18 protein-coding genes are annotated in these 18,099 nt (G+C 72.9%); 12 read left to right on the plus strand and 6 right to left on the minus strand.

All coding sequences use genetic code 11. From position 1 onward, the window contains the following. The first annotated feature begins 162 nt into the window (after window positions 1-162). Genes ispG through BLR90_RS01050 form a run of 3 tightly spaced genes read left to right on the plus strand, consistent with a single transcriptional unit; the run spans window position 163 to window position 3,525 of the window. Complete coding sequence (gene ispG, locus BLR90_RS01040; protein WP_091021756.1) at window positions 163-1,314, plus strand: flavodoxin-dependent (E)-4-hydroxy-3-methylbut-2-enyl-diphosphate synthase; 1,152 nt, start codon at window positions 163-165, stop codon at window positions 1,312-1,314. Between the two features lie 19 nt (window positions 1,315-1,333). Further along, window positions 1,334-1,819, plus strand: a complete 486-nt coding sequence (locus tag BLR90_RS01045) for a hypothetical protein (protein ID WP_091021758.1) — start codon at window positions 1,334-1,336, stop codon at window positions 1,817-1,819. Next, window positions 1,816-3,525, plus strand: a complete 1,710-nt coding sequence (locus tag BLR90_RS01050; RefSeq protein WP_091021760.1) for an NAD-binding protein — start codon at window positions 1,816-1,818, stop codon at window positions 3,523-3,525. The genes BLR90_RS01045 and BLR90_RS01050 overlap by 4 nt, the downstream gene beginning before the upstream one ends. Here BLR90_RS01050 and BLR90_RS01055 read toward each other — a convergent pair. Continuing rightward, a complete protein-coding gene (locus tag BLR90_RS01055) occupies window positions 3,515-7,183 on the minus strand; it encodes a tetratricopeptide repeat protein (protein WP_091021761.1) in 3,669 nt (1,222 codons plus the stop codon). The genes BLR90_RS01050 and BLR90_RS01055 overlap by 11 nt on opposite strands. Before the next feature lie 73 nt (window positions 7,184-7,256). Here BLR90_RS01055 and BLR90_RS01060 point away from each other — a divergent pair, with 73 nt between their 5' ends. The 3 genes from BLR90_RS01060 to BLR90_RS01070 are packed head-to-tail and all read left to right on the plus strand — an operon-like array spanning window position 7,257 to window position 10,321. Further along, the gene (locus tag BLR90_RS01060) at window positions 7,257-8,105 is read left to right on the plus strand and encodes a GNAT family N-acetyltransferase (protein ID WP_091021763.1); all 849 of its coding nucleotides are present in this window, start codon (window positions 7,257-7,259) and stop codon (window positions 8,103-8,105) included. Between the two features lie 20 nt (window positions 8,106-8,125). Further along, window positions 8,126-8,488: a DoxX family protein gene (locus tag BLR90_RS01065; protein WP_091021765.1), complete on the plus strand. Its 363-nt coding sequence runs from the start codon at window positions 8,126-8,128 to the stop codon at window positions 8,486-8,488. Window positions 8,489-8,548: 60 nt separating this feature from the next. Continuing rightward, window positions 8,549-10,321, plus strand: a complete 1,773-nt coding sequence (locus tag BLR90_RS01070; protein WP_091021767.1) for a proline--tRNA ligase — start codon at window positions 8,549-8,551, stop codon at window positions 10,319-10,321. A 61-nt stretch (window positions 10,322-10,382) separates the two neighbouring features. Here BLR90_RS01070 and BLR90_RS01075 read toward each other — a convergent pair whose 3' ends face one another. After that, entirely contained in the window at window positions 10,383-11,078 is a 696-nt protein-coding gene (locus BLR90_RS01075; RefSeq protein ID WP_091021769.1) for a DUF8091 domain-containing protein, read from the minus strand. Next, window positions 11,075-11,677: a TetR/AcrR family transcriptional regulator gene (locus BLR90_RS01080; protein ID WP_091021771.1), complete on the minus strand. Its 603-nt coding sequence runs from the start codon at window positions 11,675-11,677 to the stop codon at window positions 11,075-11,077. The genes BLR90_RS01075 and BLR90_RS01080 overlap by 4 nt, the downstream gene beginning before the upstream one ends. 54 nt (window positions 11,678-11,731) lie before the next feature. Between BLR90_RS01080 and BLR90_RS01085 the strand changes: the two genes are divergently transcribed. The 3 genes from BLR90_RS01085 (at window position 11,732) to BLR90_RS01095 (ending at window position 14,366) form a co-directional block, all read left to right on the plus strand. Then, a complete protein-coding gene (locus BLR90_RS01085) occupies window positions 11,732-12,586 on the plus strand; it encodes an alpha/beta fold hydrolase (RefSeq protein ID WP_091021772.1) in 855 nt (284 codons plus the stop codon). Window positions 12,587-12,596: 10 nt separating this feature from the next. Continuing rightward, on the plus strand, window positions 12,597-13,301 hold the full coding sequence (locus BLR90_RS01090) for an HAD family hydrolase (protein WP_091021774.1): 705 nt from the start codon (window positions 12,597-12,599) through the stop codon (window positions 13,299-13,301). 147 nt (window positions 13,302-13,448) lie between these two features. Next, a complete protein-coding gene (locus BLR90_RS01095) occupies window positions 13,449-14,366 on the plus strand; it encodes a zinc metalloprotease (protein WP_091021776.1) in 918 nt (305 codons plus the stop codon). Window positions 14,367-14,508: 142 nt separating this feature from the next. Here the strand turns inward: BLR90_RS01095 and BLR90_RS20820 are convergent, their stop codons facing one another. Further along, window positions 14,509-14,943, minus strand: coding sequence for a ferritin-like domain-containing protein (locus BLR90_RS20820; RefSeq protein WP_170254224.1), 435 nt, complete (start codon window positions 14,941-14,943; stop codon window positions 14,509-14,511). Then, window positions 14,940-15,449, minus strand: a complete 510-nt coding sequence (locus BLR90_RS20825) for a hypothetical protein (RefSeq protein ID WP_170254223.1) — start codon at window positions 15,447-15,449, stop codon at window positions 14,940-14,942. Before BLR90_RS20825 ends, BLR90_RS20820 begins: the two co-directional genes overlap by 4 nt. 91 nt (window positions 15,450-15,540) lie before the next feature. Between BLR90_RS20825 and rimP the strand changes: the two genes are divergently transcribed. Both rimP and nusA read left to right on the plus strand, forming a co-directional pair. Then, window positions 15,541-16,047, plus strand: a complete 507-nt coding sequence (gene rimP, locus BLR90_RS01105) for a ribosome maturation factor RimP (RefSeq protein ID WP_091021780.1) — start codon at window positions 15,541-15,543, stop codon at window positions 16,045-16,047. Beyond that, a complete protein-coding gene (gene nusA, locus BLR90_RS01110; RefSeq protein ID WP_091021782.1) occupies window positions 16,047-17,027 on the plus strand; it encodes a transcription termination factor NusA in 981 nt (326 codons plus the stop codon). The genes rimP and nusA overlap by 1 nt, the downstream gene beginning before the upstream one ends. Before the next feature lie 87 nt (window positions 17,028-17,114). Here nusA and BLR90_RS01115 read toward each other — a convergent pair whose 3' ends face one another. Then, a complete protein-coding gene (locus BLR90_RS01115; protein WP_091021784.1) occupies window positions 17,115-17,714 on the minus strand; it encodes a histidine phosphatase family protein in 600 nt (199 codons plus the stop codon). A gap of 92 nt (window positions 17,715-17,806) precedes the next feature. Between BLR90_RS01115 and BLR90_RS01120 the strand changes: the two genes are divergently transcribed. Then, on the plus strand, window positions 17,807-18,088 hold the full coding sequence (locus BLR90_RS01120) for a YlxR family protein (protein WP_091021786.1): 282 nt from the start codon (window positions 17,807-17,809) through the stop codon (window positions 18,086-18,088). Window positions 18,089-18,099: the final 11 nt, after the last annotated feature.

The following is an 18,099-nucleotide window of genomic DNA, read 5'->3' on the forward strand; positions in this document are numbered from 1 at the left end:
GTCGGCGGATCTCAGCATCTGCTGAAATCGCCGTCGTTCCGGGGAGTTGCAACCCCCCGGAACGACAGCGAAAGGTCCAGAACCGCCCGCCGGCAGCCGCGGCGCGCGAGGTCACATCCGGCGACTGAGGTTTCGCGCACCCTGGCCAGTAGCCTGGGAGGCATGACCGCCATCAGCCTCGGCATGCCGGAGGCGCCGCCTCCCGTGCTCGCTCCGCGCCGCAAGACCCGCCAGATCCAGGTGGGCAAGGTCGGGGTCGGAAGCGACCACCCGGTGTCGGTGCAGTCGATGACGACGACGCTCACCTCCGACGTCAACGCCACGCTCCAGCAGATCGCCGAGCTGACCGCGACCGGCTGCGACATCGTCCGGATCGCGTGCCCGAGCCAGGACGACGCCGACGCGCTCGCCGAGATCGCGCAGCACTCGCAGATCCCGGTCATCGCCGACATCCACTTCCAGCCGAAGTACGTCTACGCCGCGATCGACGCCGGCTGTGCGGCGGTCCGGGTCAACCCGGGCAACATCCGCAAGTTCGACGACCAGGTCAAGCAGATCGCGCGGGCCGCCCAGGACCGCGGTACGTCGATCCGGATCGGCGTCAACGCCGGGTCGCTGGACCCACGGCTGCTGGAGAAGTACGGCAAGGCCACGCCCGAGGCGCTCGTCGAGTCGGCCAAGTGGGAGGCCGGGCTCTTCGAGGAGCACGGCTTCCGCGACTTCAAGATCTCGGTCAAGCACAACGACCCCGTGGTGATGGTCCGCGCCTACGAGCTGCTCGCGGCCGAGGGTGACTGGCCGCTCCACCTCGGCGTGACCGAGGCCGGGCCCGCGTTCCAGGGCACGATCAAGTCCGCGACCGCGTTCGGGGCGCTGCTCAGCAAGGGCATCGGCGACACCATCCGGGTCTCCCTGTCTGCGCCTCCGGTCGAGGAGGTCAAGGTCGGCATCCAGATCCTCCAGTCGCTCAACCTGCGCCCGCGCAAGCTCGAGATCGTCAGCTGCCCGAGCTGCGGCCGCGCCCAGGTCGACGTCTACACGCTGGCCGAGCAGGTCACCGCCGGGCTCGAGGGCCTCGAGGTCCCGCTCCGCGTGGCCGTCATGGGCTGCGTCGTCAACGGTCCCGGCGAGGCGCGCGAGGCCGACCTCGGCGTCGCGTCCGGCAACGGCAAGGGCCAGATCTTCGTCAAGGGCGAGGTGATCAAGACCGTCCCCGAGTCGCAGATCGTCGAGACCCTGATCGAGGAGGCCATGCGCATCGCCGAGGGCATGGAGGCTGTCGACGGCGCCGAAGCGCAGGTCACGGTCAGCTAGAGCCGCTAGCCTCCGCAGCATGGAGCTGCGCGTCGGCGTGTCCGGCCACCGCCACCTCGCCGATCCCGGCGCCGTGGCCACGGCGGTCGACGCCCTGCTCGACGAGCTCATCGAGGCCGACACCACGCTGGTCGCGGTCTCCAGCCTGGCCGAGGGTGCGGATCGGGTCGTCGCCGAGCGCGTGCTCGCCCGCGGCGGGTCGCTCGACGTCCACCTGCCGCTGCCGCCCGACGACTACGCCGAGGACTTCCCGGCGACCACAGCCGAGTTCGACGCGTTGCTCGCCGCGGCCCGCAGCGTGACCGTCGTACGACAGGACGGCGGCAGCCGCGAGGCCGCCTACGAACGGGCCGGCCTCGCCGTGCTCGACGGGTGCGACGTACTGCTGGCGCTGTGGGACGGCGGGCCCGCACGCGGGCGAGGGGGTACGGCGGAGCTGGTGGCCGAGGCGCGGCGACAGGGCCGGCCGGTCCGCGTGATCACGGTCGAGCGAGCCGCCCCATGAGGCTGCTGCGCAGCTCGCGCGGGCGCTGGTACGCCCTCGCCGCCCTCTGGGTCGTCGTGCTGGTGCTCGGCATCGGCGGCTTCCTCCAGCAGGCCGACGACGCGGGGGAGCCGAGGCCGTTCCTCGACACGCTGTACCTGACGCTCCAGCTCGCGACGCTCGACTACTCCGGCAGCTCCGGGCCCATGAACTGGCGTCTCGAGGTGGCCCGCTTCACCGTCCCGATCATGGCCGCCAGCACGGTGCTCCAGACCGCGTCGGTGGTCTTCGCCGCCGAGGTCAACCGCTGGCGGATCTCCCGCTCCCACGGCCACACCGTCGTCGCGGGTCTCGGCGAGGTCGGTCGGCGCCTGGCCCGCAGCCTGGCCGACGCGGGGGAGCGGGTCGTCGGCATCGACCCCGACCCGGCCCACGTCGACGCGGTCCGAGGCTCCGACGACCGGATCGCCGTGATCGTCGGCGACCCGACCGACCCCGCCACCCTGGCCAGGTTGCGCGTCGAGCGCGCCCGCCGGCTCGTCGTCGCGACCGGTGAGGACGCCACCAACGTCGCCGTCGCGACCGCCGCGGCCCAGGTGGCCGACGGCAACCGGGGCCGCCGTACGGCGTTGCGGTGTGCCGTCCAGCTCAGCGACGCCGAGCTCGCGACCGTCCTGCGCACCGCCGACCTGGACGCCCACGGCGCGGTCCGGATCGGCTACTTCAGCCTGCACGAGCGCGCCGCGCGGGCACTGCTGTCGGAGAACCCGCCCTTCGAGGGCGACAGCCACCGACCGATGGTCATCGGGCTGGGCCGCTTCGGGCGCAGCCTGGTGCTCGCGCTCGGGCAGCAGTGGGCGCACCAGCACTCGCACTCCAAGCTGCCGCTGACCCTGGTCGACGCCCACGCAGGCGGCCGCTGGGCGGAGCTGTCGCTGCGCCACCCCGGCCTGGCCCAGGTGGCGAGCCCGACCCTGATCGAGGTCGACCTGGGCAGCCCCAGCGGTGCGGGCATGGAGCAGCTCGCCCGGGCGCTCGAGGAGCAGGCGCCGACCTGGGTCGCGATCGTGGTCGACGACGAGCCCCTGGCGCTGGCCAACGCGGTCTTCCTCCAGCAGCGGCTGCCCCGGGGTGCCGTCCCGATCGTGGTCCGGATGGGCTCCGCCGCCGGCCTCGGCACGCTCGTCGACCCGGTCTCCGGCTCGGAGCGCTCCTTCCCCGGCGTACGCGTCTTCCCGCTGCTCGACCGCACCTGCACAGTCGCCTCGATCGAGGGCGGCGTCCGCGAGCAGCTGGCCGAGGCGGTGCACGAGGACTACCTCGCGAGCCTCGACCCGGCGAGCACGGCGAGCGAGCTGCGCCGCCCCTGGGCTGCGCTCGACGACGACGAGCGCGACCTCAGCCGGCGCCGCGTCGACGGGATCATCGACGACCTCGCCGCCGTCGGCTGCGAGCTGGTGCCGCTGCGGCGCTGGGGCGCGCCCGAGCTCGCGTTCACCGACGAGGAGACCGAGCGGCTGGCGTCGCGCGAGCACCAGCGCTGGTACGACGACCGCACGGCCGCCGGCTGGACCCACGGCGACGTCCGCGACAACGACACGTTGCGCAACCCGCTGCTGGTGCCGTGGGAACGGCTCGGCGACGACGCGCGGCGCGACAACCTGGAGGCCGTCCGGGCGCTCCAGCCGATGCTCGCGCGCGCCGGCTTCGAGGCCGTCAGGAGCTGAGCCGGGCGATCATCTGGTCGAGCTGCTGCACGACCGGCGCCAGGCCCCACTGGGTCGCCATCGCGCGCGCCTCCTGGAGGGCCGTCAGCGCCTCCGTGGTCCGGCCCAGGTTGCCGAGCACCTCGCCGCGGTTGGCGGTCGCGAACAGCACGCCCTGCGCGTTGCCGGTCGCCCGCGACAGCGCGAGCTGCTCGTCGAGGCACGCCAGCGCCCCGGCGAGGTCGCCCTGCTGCTGGAGCACGATCGCGCGGTTGCCGACACAGGCCGCGAGCCCGACCTGATCGCCGGTGCGCCGGCAGATCTCCTCCTGCCGGTCGAGCAGGGGTACGGCGGTCGCGAGCTCGCCGCGGCCCATCAGGAGCAGTGCCCGCTCACCGAGCGCCCGCTGGAGACCCGCCTCGTCGCCGGTGCGGGTGCACGCCTCGGCCAGTGACTCCCACACCGGCTCGGCCTCGGCCTGCCGGCCCGACTGGTAGAGCAGCTCGACCGCCTTCGTCAGCACCTGCACCCGCTGGGCGTCGGCGCCGGACGTCGCACACTGGGTGCCGCAGTCGAGCAGGTCGGCGATGGCCGCCGGCACGTTGCCCAGCATCTGGTGCACCTGCCAGCGGTTGTTGAGCAGCGGTACCAGCGTCGCGGCCAGCCCGAGCGAGCGCAGGACCGGCTCGGCCTGCGCGTAGTGGGCCAGGCTCGCCGGGAGGTCGTTGCTCACGATGTCGACAGCGGCCAGGTTGACGTGGGCGACGGCGACCGCGGCCCGGTCGGCGAGCTGGGTGGCGAGCGTCAGCTCCTCGGTGTGCGAGGACCGCGAGCCGGGGAGGTCGCCCAGCTCGCGCTGGGCCATCCCGAGGGAGCCCAGGGCGAGCACCGCCGGCTGCGTCGCGTCGGCGCCGCGGGCGATGAGCAGGGCCTCGGTCGCGACCCGGCGCGCGTCCTCCCAGCGGCCCTCGTCGATGGCCTGGCGGGCCTGGACGTCGAGCACCCGCGCCAGCAACGGCTCGTCCGAGAGTTGACGGGCCAGCAACTCCGCCTCGGCCGCGCGCTGTGCCCCCTCCGGGAACCGTCCCAGCTGGCGCAGCGTGGTCGACTCGGTCACCAGCGCCTCCACCTGCGAGGTGCGGTCGCCGCGCTCGGTGGCGTCGGCACGCCAGGCCTCGATCCCCGCCAGTGCGGTCAGCGGGTCACCGAGGTCGCTCGCCACGGCGGCCTTGCCGGCCAGGGCCAGGCCGACCCCGCGGCGGTCGCCGACCGAGCGGGAGAGCGACTCCTGCTCCTCCATCAACGCCAGCGCGGCGTCGTACTCACCACCCGCGCGGAGCGCGCCCGCCAGGTTGCCGAGCGCGGCCTGGACCGCGGCCGGGTCATCGAGCACCCGCGCCAGGTCGAGCGACTCGCGCAGCGCGGTGACGGCGCCGTCGAGGTCGCCCTGGGTGCGCAGGCACAGGCCGAGGTTGCCGAGCGCGGCCTGGAGCACGCGCTCGTCCTCCGCGGGCCGGGCCAGGGCGACGGCCTCGCGGTCGGTGGCGACCGCCTCGTCCAGCTCGCCCTGGGCCTGGAGGGCCGCACCGAGGTTGAGCAGCGAGGCACGGAGCCGGGCGTGCACGCGGCCGCCGGGCTCGGTGTCGGCGGCCTGGGTGCGGTAGGCCGAGACGAGGTAGCGGTGGAGCGTGAGGGCCTCGGCGGGGTGGCCGGCGTCGGTGACCAGCCGGGCCACCGCCCAGGCCTGCTCGTCGTGCTCGGCGGGCCGCTCGATGACCGCGCGGTAGGCGTCGACCGTGGAGCGCCCCGACTCCTCGGCGCGCGCCCAGAGCCGCCGCAGGTCCTCGGGGGCGAGCGGGTAGGCGAGGTCCAGGAAGTCGAGCCGCGACAGGGTGGCGACCAGCCCGTCGAGGTCGCCGGCAGCGAGCTGCTGCCACGGCAGCTCCTCCGCGACGCGCGGACTGAGCGGCCGCGCGGCGAAGTACGACGCCAGGTCGGCGTGCGCGCGCCGCTGCTCCTCGGGCCCAGCCAGGTAGCGGTCGGCGACGGCCCGGCGGTGCGCCTCGGTCGCGAACCCGATCCGCCCCGAGCGGGTGATCAGTCCGGCCTCGGCGGCGATCACCAGCGGCGACCACACGGCGGACGGCAGGGGCTCTGGCCCCTCATCGGTGGCGCCGAGGAGGTCGAGCAGCTCGGGCTCGGTCAGCCCACGCCGCGCGGACCACACGGCACGGAAGGCGTCGCCGACGAGCCCCGGACGGTCCTGCTCGAAGTCGTGCTCGTAGCGGGCCAGCACCAGCTCGAGCAGGTCGTCGACGGTCTCCGCCGCGAGGTAGCCGGCGATCACCTCGCCGAGCGTGAAGTGGTCGCCGTGCTGGCGCAGCTCGTCGAGCACGGTGCGCAGGTAGAGCACGTTGCCCGTGTGTGGCGAGCGGGTGAGCGTCTCGACGTGGACCGGGCCGAGCCCCTTGGACCGCCGCGCCAGGAACGTCCCGACGTACGCCGCGCGCTCGGCCTCGGTGAGCGGCGGCAAGTCGAGCACCGGCCAGCCGCGGCGCAGCGCCTCGTCGACGGGCCGGTGGCCGGCGGTCGTCACGACCACCCGGAGGTTCGTCGGCAGCTCCGGCGGCAGCCACGTGAGGTCGGGGGCGCCGTCGGTGTCGGTGAGCAGGTCGGCGCCGTCGACCACGAGCAGGGTGCGCTGCTCGGCACCACCGAGCGCGGCGAACAGGGCGGCCCGGCAGCCGGCGGCGTCGTCCGGCAGCGCCGGCGCGTCGGGCGCCAGGGCGGCGACCACCCGGGCGGCCAGCGCGCGCCAGTCGGCGGCGTCCGAGGTGGCACTCACGTGGTGGCGCACCGTGAGGTCGTCGGGGTGGGCGGCGGCCCAGGCGTCGAGCCAGGTCGCGACCTGCGGGGTCAGGTCCGAGCCCTCGTCGGCGCGCACGACCAGCGGGGGAGCGATGCCCTCCGCGTGCTCGTGCAGGCGGGCGGTCAGGTCCGGCCGCTCGATGCTGCCGAGCGCGCGCGCCCGCCCGAACGCGAGGTGGGCCTCGTCCTCGCGCTGCACCGGGTCGGGGGCGTCGCTCGCGGGGAAGAGCCGGTCGACCAGTGCCGTGAGCTCGGCCAGCACCTGGCGGCCGAGCTCGGCGGGGTCGGCGTAGTCGGCGTGCGGGTGGGCGGACCGACGTACCCGCTCCTTGAGGTCCTCCAGCCGCTGCCGGGCCTCCGGTGGCTCCTCGTCGCGGGGATCGGGGTCGGCGGCCAGCAGGTGGAAGAACGCGTGACCTGCCGCGTCGGCGTCGTTGAGCACGCCGTGCAGGACCTCGAGCTCGGTGACCGAGGTCCCCGGTAGGTCACTCAGCCACGGCAGCTGCTCGGCCAGCCCGGTGGGGATCTCCTCGGGGACCCAGCCGTAGCGCCGGCCCAGCAGGCCGAGGAAGTAGGGCCGGCTGCGGTCGATCTCGGCGAGGCAGATCGGCAGGACCGCGCCCTCGGCCTTCTGCTCGTCGGTGACGCCCCACCGCAGGTCGACCTCGGACCACGCGACCCCGCGCTCCTCGCAGAGCCGGCGCAGGCGGGGGAAGACGCGCTTGACGAGCTCCTCGCGCTCCGCCTGCATGTCGCGGAACGTCGAGGACACGAAGACCCGGATGGCCCGCTCAGCCGACTGTCCAGCCATCCGCGCAGCATGGCAGAGGTGCGCCCCAGGCGTCTCGGCGTCGCAGCGCTGCTCGTCGGCTTAGAGTCTCCCCGTGACGACGACCACCCGCCACGGCGTACGCCCCCTGGGCTCAGCCGACCTGGAGGCGTTCCTGGAGCTGGCCGGCCAGGACCCCGTCGTCAACGTCTTCGCGCTCCACCGCGCACGCACCACCAGCCTCGAGCCGCGCTGGCTCGGCGGCGAGGTCTGGGGACGCTTCGCCAACGGCGAGCTGGTCGCGGCCTGCCACGTGGGCGCCAACCTGGTGCCGATCCAGGCCTCCACCGACGACGCCCGGGCGTTCGCCGAGCGGGCACTGACCCGTAGCCGCAGCGTCTCGACCATCGTCGGGCCGCACGACGCGGTGAAGGACTTCTGGCACCACGTCGCCCACACGTGGGGCAAGCCCCGCGAGATCCGCTGGCTCCAGCCCCACCTGGTGATCGACGGCCCGCCGCTGGTCGAGTCCGACCCGCGGGTCCGCCGTACGACGCGGCAGGACATGCCGGTGCTCTACCCGGCGTGCGTGTCGATGTACACCGAGGAGGTCGGCGTCTCCCCGGAGAGCGGCGGCAGCTCCGACCTCTACCGCGCCCGCGTGACTCAGCTGACCAGCCGCGGCTGGTCGTTCGCGCGGATCGAGGGCGGCCGCGTGGTGTTCAAGGCGGAAGTCGCCTGCGCCACGAACGACGCCGCGCAGATCCAGGGCGTGTGGGTGCCGCCCGACCGCCGCGGCGAGGGGCTGGCCATCGCCGGCATGGCCGCGGTCGTCGACTTCGTGCAGGCCGAGATCGCGCCCACCGTCTCCCTCTACGTCAACGAGTGGAACGAGCCGGCCCGCCGGGCCTACAAGGCGGTCGGCTTCCGCGAGACGGCCCGCTTCTCGACCGTGATGTTCTGAGGCCTCAGTAGGGTCGCGGTGTGTCCCTCACCCCGAGCGTCAAGGTCCTGGCCGGCATCTTCGCCGTCAGCGGCACCGTCCACCTGGTCAAGCCGCAGTTCTACGAGCAGATCATGCCGAGCTGGGTGCCGGCGCACCGCGAGGTGATCCTGGCCAGCGGCGCCGCCGAGCTCGCCCTGGCCGCCGGCCTCCTCGCGCCGAGGACCCGGCGCCTCGCGGGCTGGGGGAGCGTGGGCCTGCTCCTCGGTGTCTTCCCGGCCAACGTCAAGATGGCCACCGACGCGTCGAAGACCCACAACACCGGCCTCAAGGCCGCGGCGTTCGGCCGGCTGCCACTTCAGTGGCCGATGATCAAGGCGGCGTACGCCGCCACGAAGGGCTGACGCGACCGCCCGACCGGAACTGGGTCGCAGCGCCGCAGAGCCCGGAAGTAGCCTGACCGCATGATGATGCGGATGTCGAGCCTGTTCCTGCGGACCCTGCGTGAGGATCCCGTGGACGCCGAGGTCCCGAGCCACCGGCTGCTGGTGCGCGCGGGCTACATCCGCCGCGCCGCCCCGGGCATCTACACCTGGCTGCCCCTGGGCCTGCGGGTACTGCGCAAGATCGAGGCCATCATCCGCGAGGAGATGGACGGCATCGGCGCCCACGAGCTGTCGTTCCCTGCGCTGCTGCCCAAGGAGCCTTACGAGGCCACGGGCCGCTGGACCGACTACGGCGACGGGATCTTCCGGCTCCAGGACCGCAAGGGCAACGACTACCTGCTCGGGCCCACGCACGAGGAGATGTTCACCCTCGTCGTGAAGGACCTCTACAACTCCTACAAGGACCTGCCGCTCTCGATCTACCAGATCCAGACGAAGTACCGCGACGAGGCGCGCCCCCGCGCCGGGCTGCTGCGCGGGCGCGAGTTCATCATGAAGGACTCCTACTCCTTCGACATCGACGACGCCGGCCTGGAGGCCAGCTACCAGCGGCACCGCGACGCCTACATCCGGATCTTCGACCGCCTCGGGTTCGAGTACGTCATCGTCAAGGCCACCGCCGGTGCGATGGGCGGCTCCAAGTCCGAGGAGTTCCTCGCCCGGGCCGCCGTCGGCGAAGACACCTACGTGCGCTGCACCCACTGTGACTACGCCGCCAACGTCGAGGCGGTCCAGGTCCGCCCGCCCGCGCCCGTGCCCTACGACGACGCCCCGGCCGCGCACGCCGAGCTCACCCCCGGCACCCCCACCATCGACACGCTGGTCGCCCACCTCAACCAGGCGTTCCCGCGCGACGACCGCCCCTGGGCGGCCGCCGACACGCTCAAGAACGTGCTCGTGATGCTCAAGCACCCCGACGGCACCCGCGAGCCCCTCGCCATCGGCCTGCCGGGCGACCGCGAGGTCGACCAGAAGCGCCTCGAGGGCCAGCTGGAGCCGATCGAGGTCGAGGCCATGGACGAGACCGAGCTGCGCTCTCACCCCACGCTGGTGAAGGGCTACATCGGCCCCGGCGCGCTGGGCGAGAAGAGCGCGTCCGAGATCCGCTACCTCGTCGACCCCCGCGTCGTCGAGGGCACCCGGTGGGTCACCGGCGCCGACATCGACGGCAGCCACGTGCTCGACCTGGTCGCCGGGCGCGACTTCACGCCCGACGGCACGATCGAGGCGGCCGACGTACGCGACGGCGATGCCTGCCCCAACTGCGACGAGGGCACCCTCGAGTCCGCGCGCGGCATCGAGATGGGCCACATCTTCCAGCTCGGTCGCCTGTACGCCGACGCCCTCGACCTCAAGGTGCTCGACGAGAACGGCAAGCTCGTCACGGTCACGATGGGCTCCTACGGCATCGGGCCGTCGCGGGCGGTGGCCGCGATCGCCGAGGGCACCCTCGACGACATCGGCCTGTGCTGGCCCCGCAACGTCGCGCCCGCCGACGTTCACATCGTCGCCGCAGGCAAGGACCCGGACATCTTCGCGGCCGCCGACCGGATCGCCCACGAGCTCGACGGCCTCGGCGTCCAGGTGCTCTACGACGACCGCGCCGGCAAGATCAGCCCCGGAGTGAAGTTCAAGGACGCCGAGCTGATCGGGGTCCCGACGATCGTCGTGGTCGGCAAGAGCCTGGCCGAGGGCGGCACCGTCGAGGTCCGCGACCGCCGTACCGGCGAGCGCGAGGACGTCCCCGCCGAGCGCGTCGTCGACCACCTGGTGGCCATCGTCCGCGCCTGATTGTGGAAGGACTTTGTCCTTCCATTGGGAGTACTCGCTGCGCTCGTACTCCCGTCAGAGCTCACCGAGGCGTGGCGCGGTGCAGGGGGGTGGGGCCGCGGCGGCCGGCGGGCTCGATCAGCTCCATCAGGCGCAGGCAGTAGGCGACGCGCTGGGCCAGCCCGGTGGGAGCCCCGATCAGGCGGCCGAGCTCGGCGGTCGAGAACGGCTGGGCCGGCAGGTCCGCGCCCAGCAGCCCCAGCGCGTCGCGCGGCTCCCGCAGCTCGTGGCGCCCGACCACCTCGGCGAGGTGACGCACGCCGGGGTCGCGGGTACGCCGCCCCGAGCGGCTGCGTGTCGGCTCCGGTGCCCGCACGTGGTCCTCGCGGCACAGCAGCACCTCGACCACGAGGTGGGGGTGGCCGATCAGCGACGGGAACGACACCAGCTTGTCGAAGACCTCGAGCACGCCGGCCTTCTTGGGGGAGCGGCGCTCGGAGAGGATCACCCCGTCGGCGTCGACCCGCACGATCCGGCGTACGGCGGGGACGGGGTGGACGATCCGCATCCGGTGCTGGTCGAGCAGACCGTCGAGCTTGGGCCCGAGCGGCGCGAAGCCTCCGGTCTGGATCTCGACCAGCTCGCCGTCGGCGCGGACCAGGTCGACCACCCAGCGCCCGACCGGCACCTCGAACGCGTCACCGGGCCGCGAGAGCCACTGCTTGACCGCCGCGTGGAGCGGTCCCTCCCCGAGCGTGCCGATGCCGCCCGAGGTCACGGCACGACCAGGCCGTCGACGAGGCGCACCAGCGCGGCGCGGACGTCGGCGGTGGCCTGCGCCCGGTCGTCGGCGCGTGCGGCGAAGAGAGCCGCCTCCTCGAGCGCACCCACCAGCACATGGGCCAGCGGGAGGACGGGCTGTGGCGGGAGGCGGCCCGCGTCCAGCAGCCCCTGGACGACGGCCTCGACCAGCCCGACGCCGTACCGGCGGCCGATCTCGCGCCACCGCTCCCACCCGAGCGCGGCCGGTGCCTCGATCAGCACGATCCGGTGCACCTCGGGATCGGCGCACGCCGCGAGCCAGCCGTCGATCCCGTCGTGGAGGGTGGCCACAGGATCGCCACTGCCACCGTCCCCGAGCGCGGCGGCGAGACGAGCCGCGATCTCCGCCTCCACGGTCTCGAAGACCGCCGCGAACAGGTCGGTCTTGCCCGCGAACTGGTGGTAGAGCGCGCCCCGCGTCACCCCGGCAGCCCGGGCGATCTCGTCGGTCCCGACGGCCGCGAAGCCCCGCTCGGCGAACAACGGCCGGGCCGCGGCGACCAGGGCGGCGCGGGTCGCCGCCGTACGTGACGCCTGGGTGCGCTTGCTTTCCATACAGTCCGTCCGTAAGTTACGTGCAACGTGTACGGAAACTCTACCGGAGCCGAGATGACCCAGCAGACGATCGACCTGCCCGCAGGCACCATCCACTACCGCATCGCCGGCCCGGAGGGCGGCCGCCCGGTGGTGTTCGTGCACGGCTTCCTCGTCGACGACACCCTCTGGGCCGACGTGCCCGAGCGACTGGCCGCGCGCGGCCTGCGGACGTACGCGGCGACCTGGCCGCTGGCGTCCCACCGCACGCCGATGCACCCCGACGCGCCGCTGTCACCGCGCGACGTGGCCCGGATCATCCTGTCCTTCCTCGACGAGCTCGACCTGCGCGACGTCGTCCTGGTGGGCAGCGACACCGGGGGAGCGGTGTGCCAGTTCCTCCTCGACGAGGACGCCTCCCGGATCGGGTGCCTCGTGCTGACCAACTGCGACGCCTTCGACGTCTTCCCGCCGTTCCCGTTCAACCTGCTCTTCCGGCTCGGGCGCCATCCCCGCCTGTCCTGGGTCGCGCTCCAGCCCTTCCGCTGGGCGAGGGTGGCCAACGGCCCCCTCGGCTTCGGCCTGCTCACGCGCCGCCCGATCGCGTCCGAGGAGAGCCGGCGGTGGCTCGCGCCCAGCCTGACCAGTGACGCCGTACGACGTGACACGGCGCGGTTCCTGCGCGGCTGGCGGACCGCCGACCTGGCCGACGTCGCCACCCGGCTGCACCGCTTCGAGCGGCCGGTGCTGCTGGCCTGGGCCCCGAAGGACCGGTTCTTCAAGATCCGGCTGGCCCACGGCCTCCGCGACACCTTCCCCGACGCCCGGCTCGTGGAGATGGGCGACGCCCGGACCTTCGTCTCGCTTGACGAGCCCGCCTGGCTCGCCGACGAGATCGCGGGCTTCGTGGGTGTCGGCGACTCGTCCTAGGGTTTCCGCCATGCCCGACATCGACGCCGTCATCTTCGACTGGGGCGGCACCCTCACGCGCTGGCACGACATCGACTTCCACGCCGAGTCGCTGGCGCTCGCCCAGGCGGTCGTCGACGTCGACCACGACGTCGAGGCGTCGCGGGCCCGGCTGCACCAGGCGGGCAGCACGATCTGGGGCCGCTCGCGCGACCGCCAGCAGAGCTCGACGGTGGCCGACCTGTTCGCCGAGGCCGGCCTGTCCCACGACCCCGAGCTGCTCTCCGCCTACTACGACTTCTGGGAGCCGCACACCTACACCGACCCGACGGTCGCGCCGCTGTGGGAGGCGCTGCGGGCCGACGGGGTCAAGGTCGGTGTGCTGTCCAACACGATCTGGCCGCGGGACTTCCACGAGGCGATCTTCGAGCGAGACGGCGTACGCCACCTGATCGACGGCGACGTCTACACCAGCGAGATCCCGTGGACCAAGCCGTCGCCCCGGGCCTTCCAGGCCGCGCTGGACGCCGTCGGCGCCACCGACCCCGCCCGGTGCGTCTACGTCGGTGACCGGCTCTTCGACGACATCTGGGGCGCCCACAACGCCGGACTGCGGGCCATCCACGTCCCGCACAGCGCGATCCCGCCCGAGCAGGTCGGCCACACCGAGGGGGAGCCCGACGCGGTGGCCCACGACCTGGCCGACGTCCTCGCGATCACGCGCGGCTGGGCCTGACCGCACGACACAGGTTTCTGCAACTTTGTGCACCGCAACTTTCCGCAGCGCGAGGATCTGGCGTCCGCGGGGGGTCAGACGGGAGAGTCAGCGGCGAAGCCGCTCGGACTCGGTCGGGCGGCACCGGACGAAACGGACCATCCCTCCATGCGCACTCTCGGACTACGGCTCCTTGCCCTGAGCACCCTCACGGCGGCACCCCTCTTCCTGACCACCCTCCCCGCCTCGGCGCTCACCGCGGATCCGGCCGGCGCCGCCTCCTGCGCCGAGCAGGAGGTCTCCTCGTCGGCCAAGGGCGGCCGGGGGGCCGACCACCGCGACATCAGCGCTGCCGAGCAGCGCGAGATCGCCATCCGCACCCACCGGATCCTCAAGCGCCAGGGCGGCACGTCGTCCCTGGCGGCCGGGGGCTCGGTGCCCGTCTACGTGCACGTGATGGCCTCCAAGTCCGGCGCCGGCAATGTCACCGACACCCAGATCGCGCAGCAGATCCAGGTCCTCAACACGACGTACGGCGGCGGGGAGTCGGCCGCGGCCGCCAACACCGGCTTCACGTTCACACTCGCCGGCACCGACCGCTTCTACAACGACACCTGGCACCGCGACGGCTCGAGCAGCAAGTACCGCAAGGCCACCCGCCAGGGCGGCGCCGACGCGCTCAACATCTGGCTGGTCGACTTCAGCTACCTCGGGATCGCCACCTTCCCGTGGGACTACAGCCGCAACCCCGGCATCGACGGCATCCGCGTGCAGTACTCCTCGCTGCCCGGCGGCAGCGCCGCCAACTACAACCTCGGCGAGACAGCCACGCACGAGGCCGGCCACTGGCTCGGGCTCTACCACACGTTCCAGGGCGGCTGCACGGCCACGAACGACGAGGTGAGCGACACCCCCGCCCAGGGCAGCCCCACCAACGGCTGCCCCGCCGGCCGCGACTCCTGCTCGCTGCCGGGCCTGGACCCCATCCACAACTACATGGACTACAGCTACGACAGCTGCTACGACCAGTTCACCACCGGGCAGAGCACCCGGATGGACCAGATGTGGGCGGCCTACCGCGCCTGAGGCTATTGCAGGTTCGTGCATTGCAAGGATGTGTAGTTCGCAGGTGGTTCCGTGAAGTTCGGCTCTGTTGCATGATTTTCCCGGAGAGAGCGGATACCTATCCCACCTCAGGTAGTTCTCTTCACGGCCTCTGTCCCAGGCCTCAGCGGTCCGCGTGCTCGTCGCTTCCGGGGAACATCTCGGGCGCTCCCCGGAAGGCGAGTTCGCGGACCGCTGTCATTTGCAGCGACCGCAGCGCCCAGGCGCGCTGGTCGCCCGTCGTGCTGGCCACCAGGAACGCGTACGTCGTGGCGCAGTCGCGCTCCAGCCGCAGCGCGCGCCGGGTCACGGCCTCGACCGTGCTGAGGTCGACCGGCACCTCGTAGGCCACCTCGGCCGCCACGGGCTGCTCCCCGAGGTCGGTGATCGTGCGGGTCAGCTGGTCGCGTCGGGCGCGGTGGGCGGCGTAGGTGTCGGACACCGCGGCGAAGAGCTCCGGTGCGGCCGTCTGCGACGTCTGGGCGCCGAGGACCCCGAGCACGTAGACCGCCGCGTGCTCAGCGGCCAGCGTGGTCTGGAGGGCGGCGAGCTCGCTCATGGGCGCTCCGCGGGCAGCACGGCGAGCCGTTGGGCGACCGCGGCCGACATCGACGCGAGCAGCCGGGCCAGCGCGCCACTGGTCGCGGCCAGGCAGGCCTCCTCGAGGCGGCGCTGGTGCGCCCGCTCCCGGCGGCGCAGCGACCGGAGCGCCTCGCCCCGCGAGACGATGCGGGGTCCCGGCTGGGTGGGGGCCTCCGCCTGCGGCGACTCGAGGGCCTCCGCGTGGGCGAGGTGGAGCTCCCGGAACGACGTGGTCGCGCGCCGGACGTCCGGGGCGCGGGTCGCGACCGCCGGGGCGCCCAGCATCACCACCAGGTCGGCGACGACCTGCTCGACCAGCACCGTGTCGGCGTCGGCGGGCGGCTCGGTGGGGGAGCCGTCCGGGGTGGGGTCGCTGCGTGGGTCGAGGTCCTCGACGTCGCACGCCGCCACGCCGGCGGCCAGCGCGCCCAACGCCACCCCGAGCGCCGTACGGCGGGTGGTGGCGGTCGCACGGTCGGGCACGCCGCGACCCTATCTCCGGTGTCCGGCGGCGGCGCGGCGAGCCGCTATCGTGGGCCATGCATCACCACAACAACACAGGGAGGTCGCGCAGATGAGCGCCAAGCAGGCCGATACACAGGCCCGGATCGAGGCGGAGCTCGCCAGCCCCCTGCGCAACCTCGATCTGGACATCGAGGCCGTCGAGATCACTCCGGCCGGCAAGCGTCGCGTGCTGCGCGTCGCGATCGACAAGGACGGCGGGGTCACCCTCGACGACGTCGCCGAGGCCACCAAGGCCATCGACGCCACGCTCGAGTCCTCCGACGTCATGGGCGAGCACCCCTACACGCTGGAGGTCACCTCCCGTGGGGTCGACCGGCCGCTGACCCTGCCGCGCCACTGGCGCCGCAACGTCGACAGGCTGGTCAAGGTCACGACCGCCGACGACGCCTTCACCGGCCGGATCGTCGGTTACGACGAGGACCGCGCGAGCGTCGACGTGGCCGGCGTCGTACGCGAGGTCGCCTACGCCGACGTCGAGAAGGCGCTCGTGCAGGTCGAGTTCAACCGCAAGACCACCGTGACCGAAGCAGAGCTCGAAGAAGAGGACGACGCCTGATGGACATCGACATGAGCATCCTGCGGATGCTGGAGCGTGAGAAGGAGATCTCCTTCTCCGTACTGGTCGAGGCGATCGAGCAGGCCCTCCTCACCGCCTACCACAAGAGCCCCGGCGCCCGGGAGAAGGCGCGGGTCACCCTCGACCGCAAGAGCGGGCACGTGACCGTCCTCGCCACCGAGGTCGACGAGGAGGGCAACGTCGTCGGCGAGTTCGAGGACACCCCCGACGGGTTCGGCCGGATCGCCGCGACGACCGCGAAGCAGATCATGCTCCAGCGGCTGCGCGACGCCGAGGACGACATCCGGTTCGGTGAGTTCGCCGGCAAGGAGGGCGACATCATCTCCGGCGTCATCCAGCAGGGCCGCAACCCCGACGACGTCATGGTCGACCTCGGCAAGCTCGAGGCGCTGCTGCCCGTCGGCGAGCGCGTGCCCGGCGAGGACTACCAGCACGGCACCCGGATCAAGTGCCTCGTGGTGTCCGTGCGCAAGGGCATGCGCGGTCCGCAGATCACGCTCTCGCGTTCCCACCCCAACCTGGTCAAGAAGCTCTTCGCCCTCGAGGTCCCCGAGATCGCCAGCGGTGTCGTCGAGATCAAGGCGATCGCCCGCGAGGCCGGCCACCGCACCAAGATCGCGGTCATGACCGAGGCCCCCGGGGTCAACCCCAAGGGTGCCTGCATCGGCCCCATGGGCCAGCGCGTGCGCAACGTGATGTCGGAGCTCCACGGCGAGAAGATCGACATCGTCGACTGGTCCGACGACCCCGCCACCCTGGTCGCCAACGCCCTCTCGCCGGCGCGGGTCAGCTCCGTCGAGGTCGTCGACCTGGCCGCCCGCTCGGCCCGCGTCGTCGTCCCGTCCTTCCAGCTCTCCCTCGCCATCGGCAAGGAGGGCCAGAACGCCCGCCTCGCCGCCCGCCTCACCGGCTGGCGCATCGACATCCACGGCGACGAGGAAGCTGCCGAAGACAGCTGACCGGATTTCGCGTTGACCCGCCTGAAACTTTCGGGCGGGTCAACGACATTCTTGGTCAGTTTCGGGCGGGTCAACCTTCAGGAGCAGTCAGTCTTCGGGGGCGGGGTCCCAGGACCGGCAGACCCAGCCGTCGTCGTCGGCCTCGATCTCGATGGTGGCGCAGTTGTGGATGCGGTGCGGGCCGGAGTCGAGGTGGGCGAGGAGCGGTACGGCGAGACGCAGCGCGCCGCCGTGGCTGACCACGAGCACGGTCTCGCCGCGGTGCGCGTCGACGATCTCGTCGAGCACGCCGCGCATCCGGGCCACCACGTCGGTGCCGGACTCGCCGCCGGGGATCCGCAGGTCGAGGTCGCCGGCCAGCCACGCGCCGTACGGTGCGGCGCACGGGTCGGTGTCGCGCGGGCTGCCGGCCAGGTCGCCGAGGTCGAACTCCACCAGGTCGTTGCGCGTCGTCACGCCCACGCCGAGCCGGGCTGCCGCGATCTCGGCCGTCTGCACGGCGCGGGCGAGCGTGCTGGTCCACACGTGCGCGACCCGGCGCCCGGACAGGCGGTCGGCCAGCCCGGCGGCCTGCTCACGGCCGACGCGCGTCAGCGAGCCACCCTCGACCTCCCAGGTGCTGGACTCGTACTCCGCCTCGCCGTGCCGGGCGAGGACGAGCGTGGTGGCGCACTGCAACGACGACATGGCTCGATTGTGCCCGCCGGGCACGCCCGGTTCGGTGATGTGAGCGGAGTTGGCTAGACTCGTCTGCGGTGGTCCACCGAAGCACTCCCCTCATGTCGACAGATCCTGTTCGCACGTGCGTGGGGTGCCGCCAGCGGGCCGCCAAGCGTGAGCTGTTGCGGGTGACTGTCGGCTCGGACGCGCACGGCCAGCCGGCCGTCGTACCCGATCCGGACGCCACCGCACCCGGCCGGGGCGCGCACCTGCACCCCACTGCCGAGTGTTACGACCTCGCCGTACGGCGGAGAGCGTTCACCCGTGCCTTGAGGCACGATGGAGCGCTGTCCACCACGCCGGTGGGGGACTTCTTCGCCTCACGCGCAGACCCACAGTGACGAAACCGACC

This window comes from Nocardioides szechwanensis, from assembly GCF_900103935.1.
Lineage (GTDB): Bacteria > Actinomycetota > Actinomycetes > Propionibacteriales > Nocardioidaceae > Nocardioides > Nocardioides szechwanensis.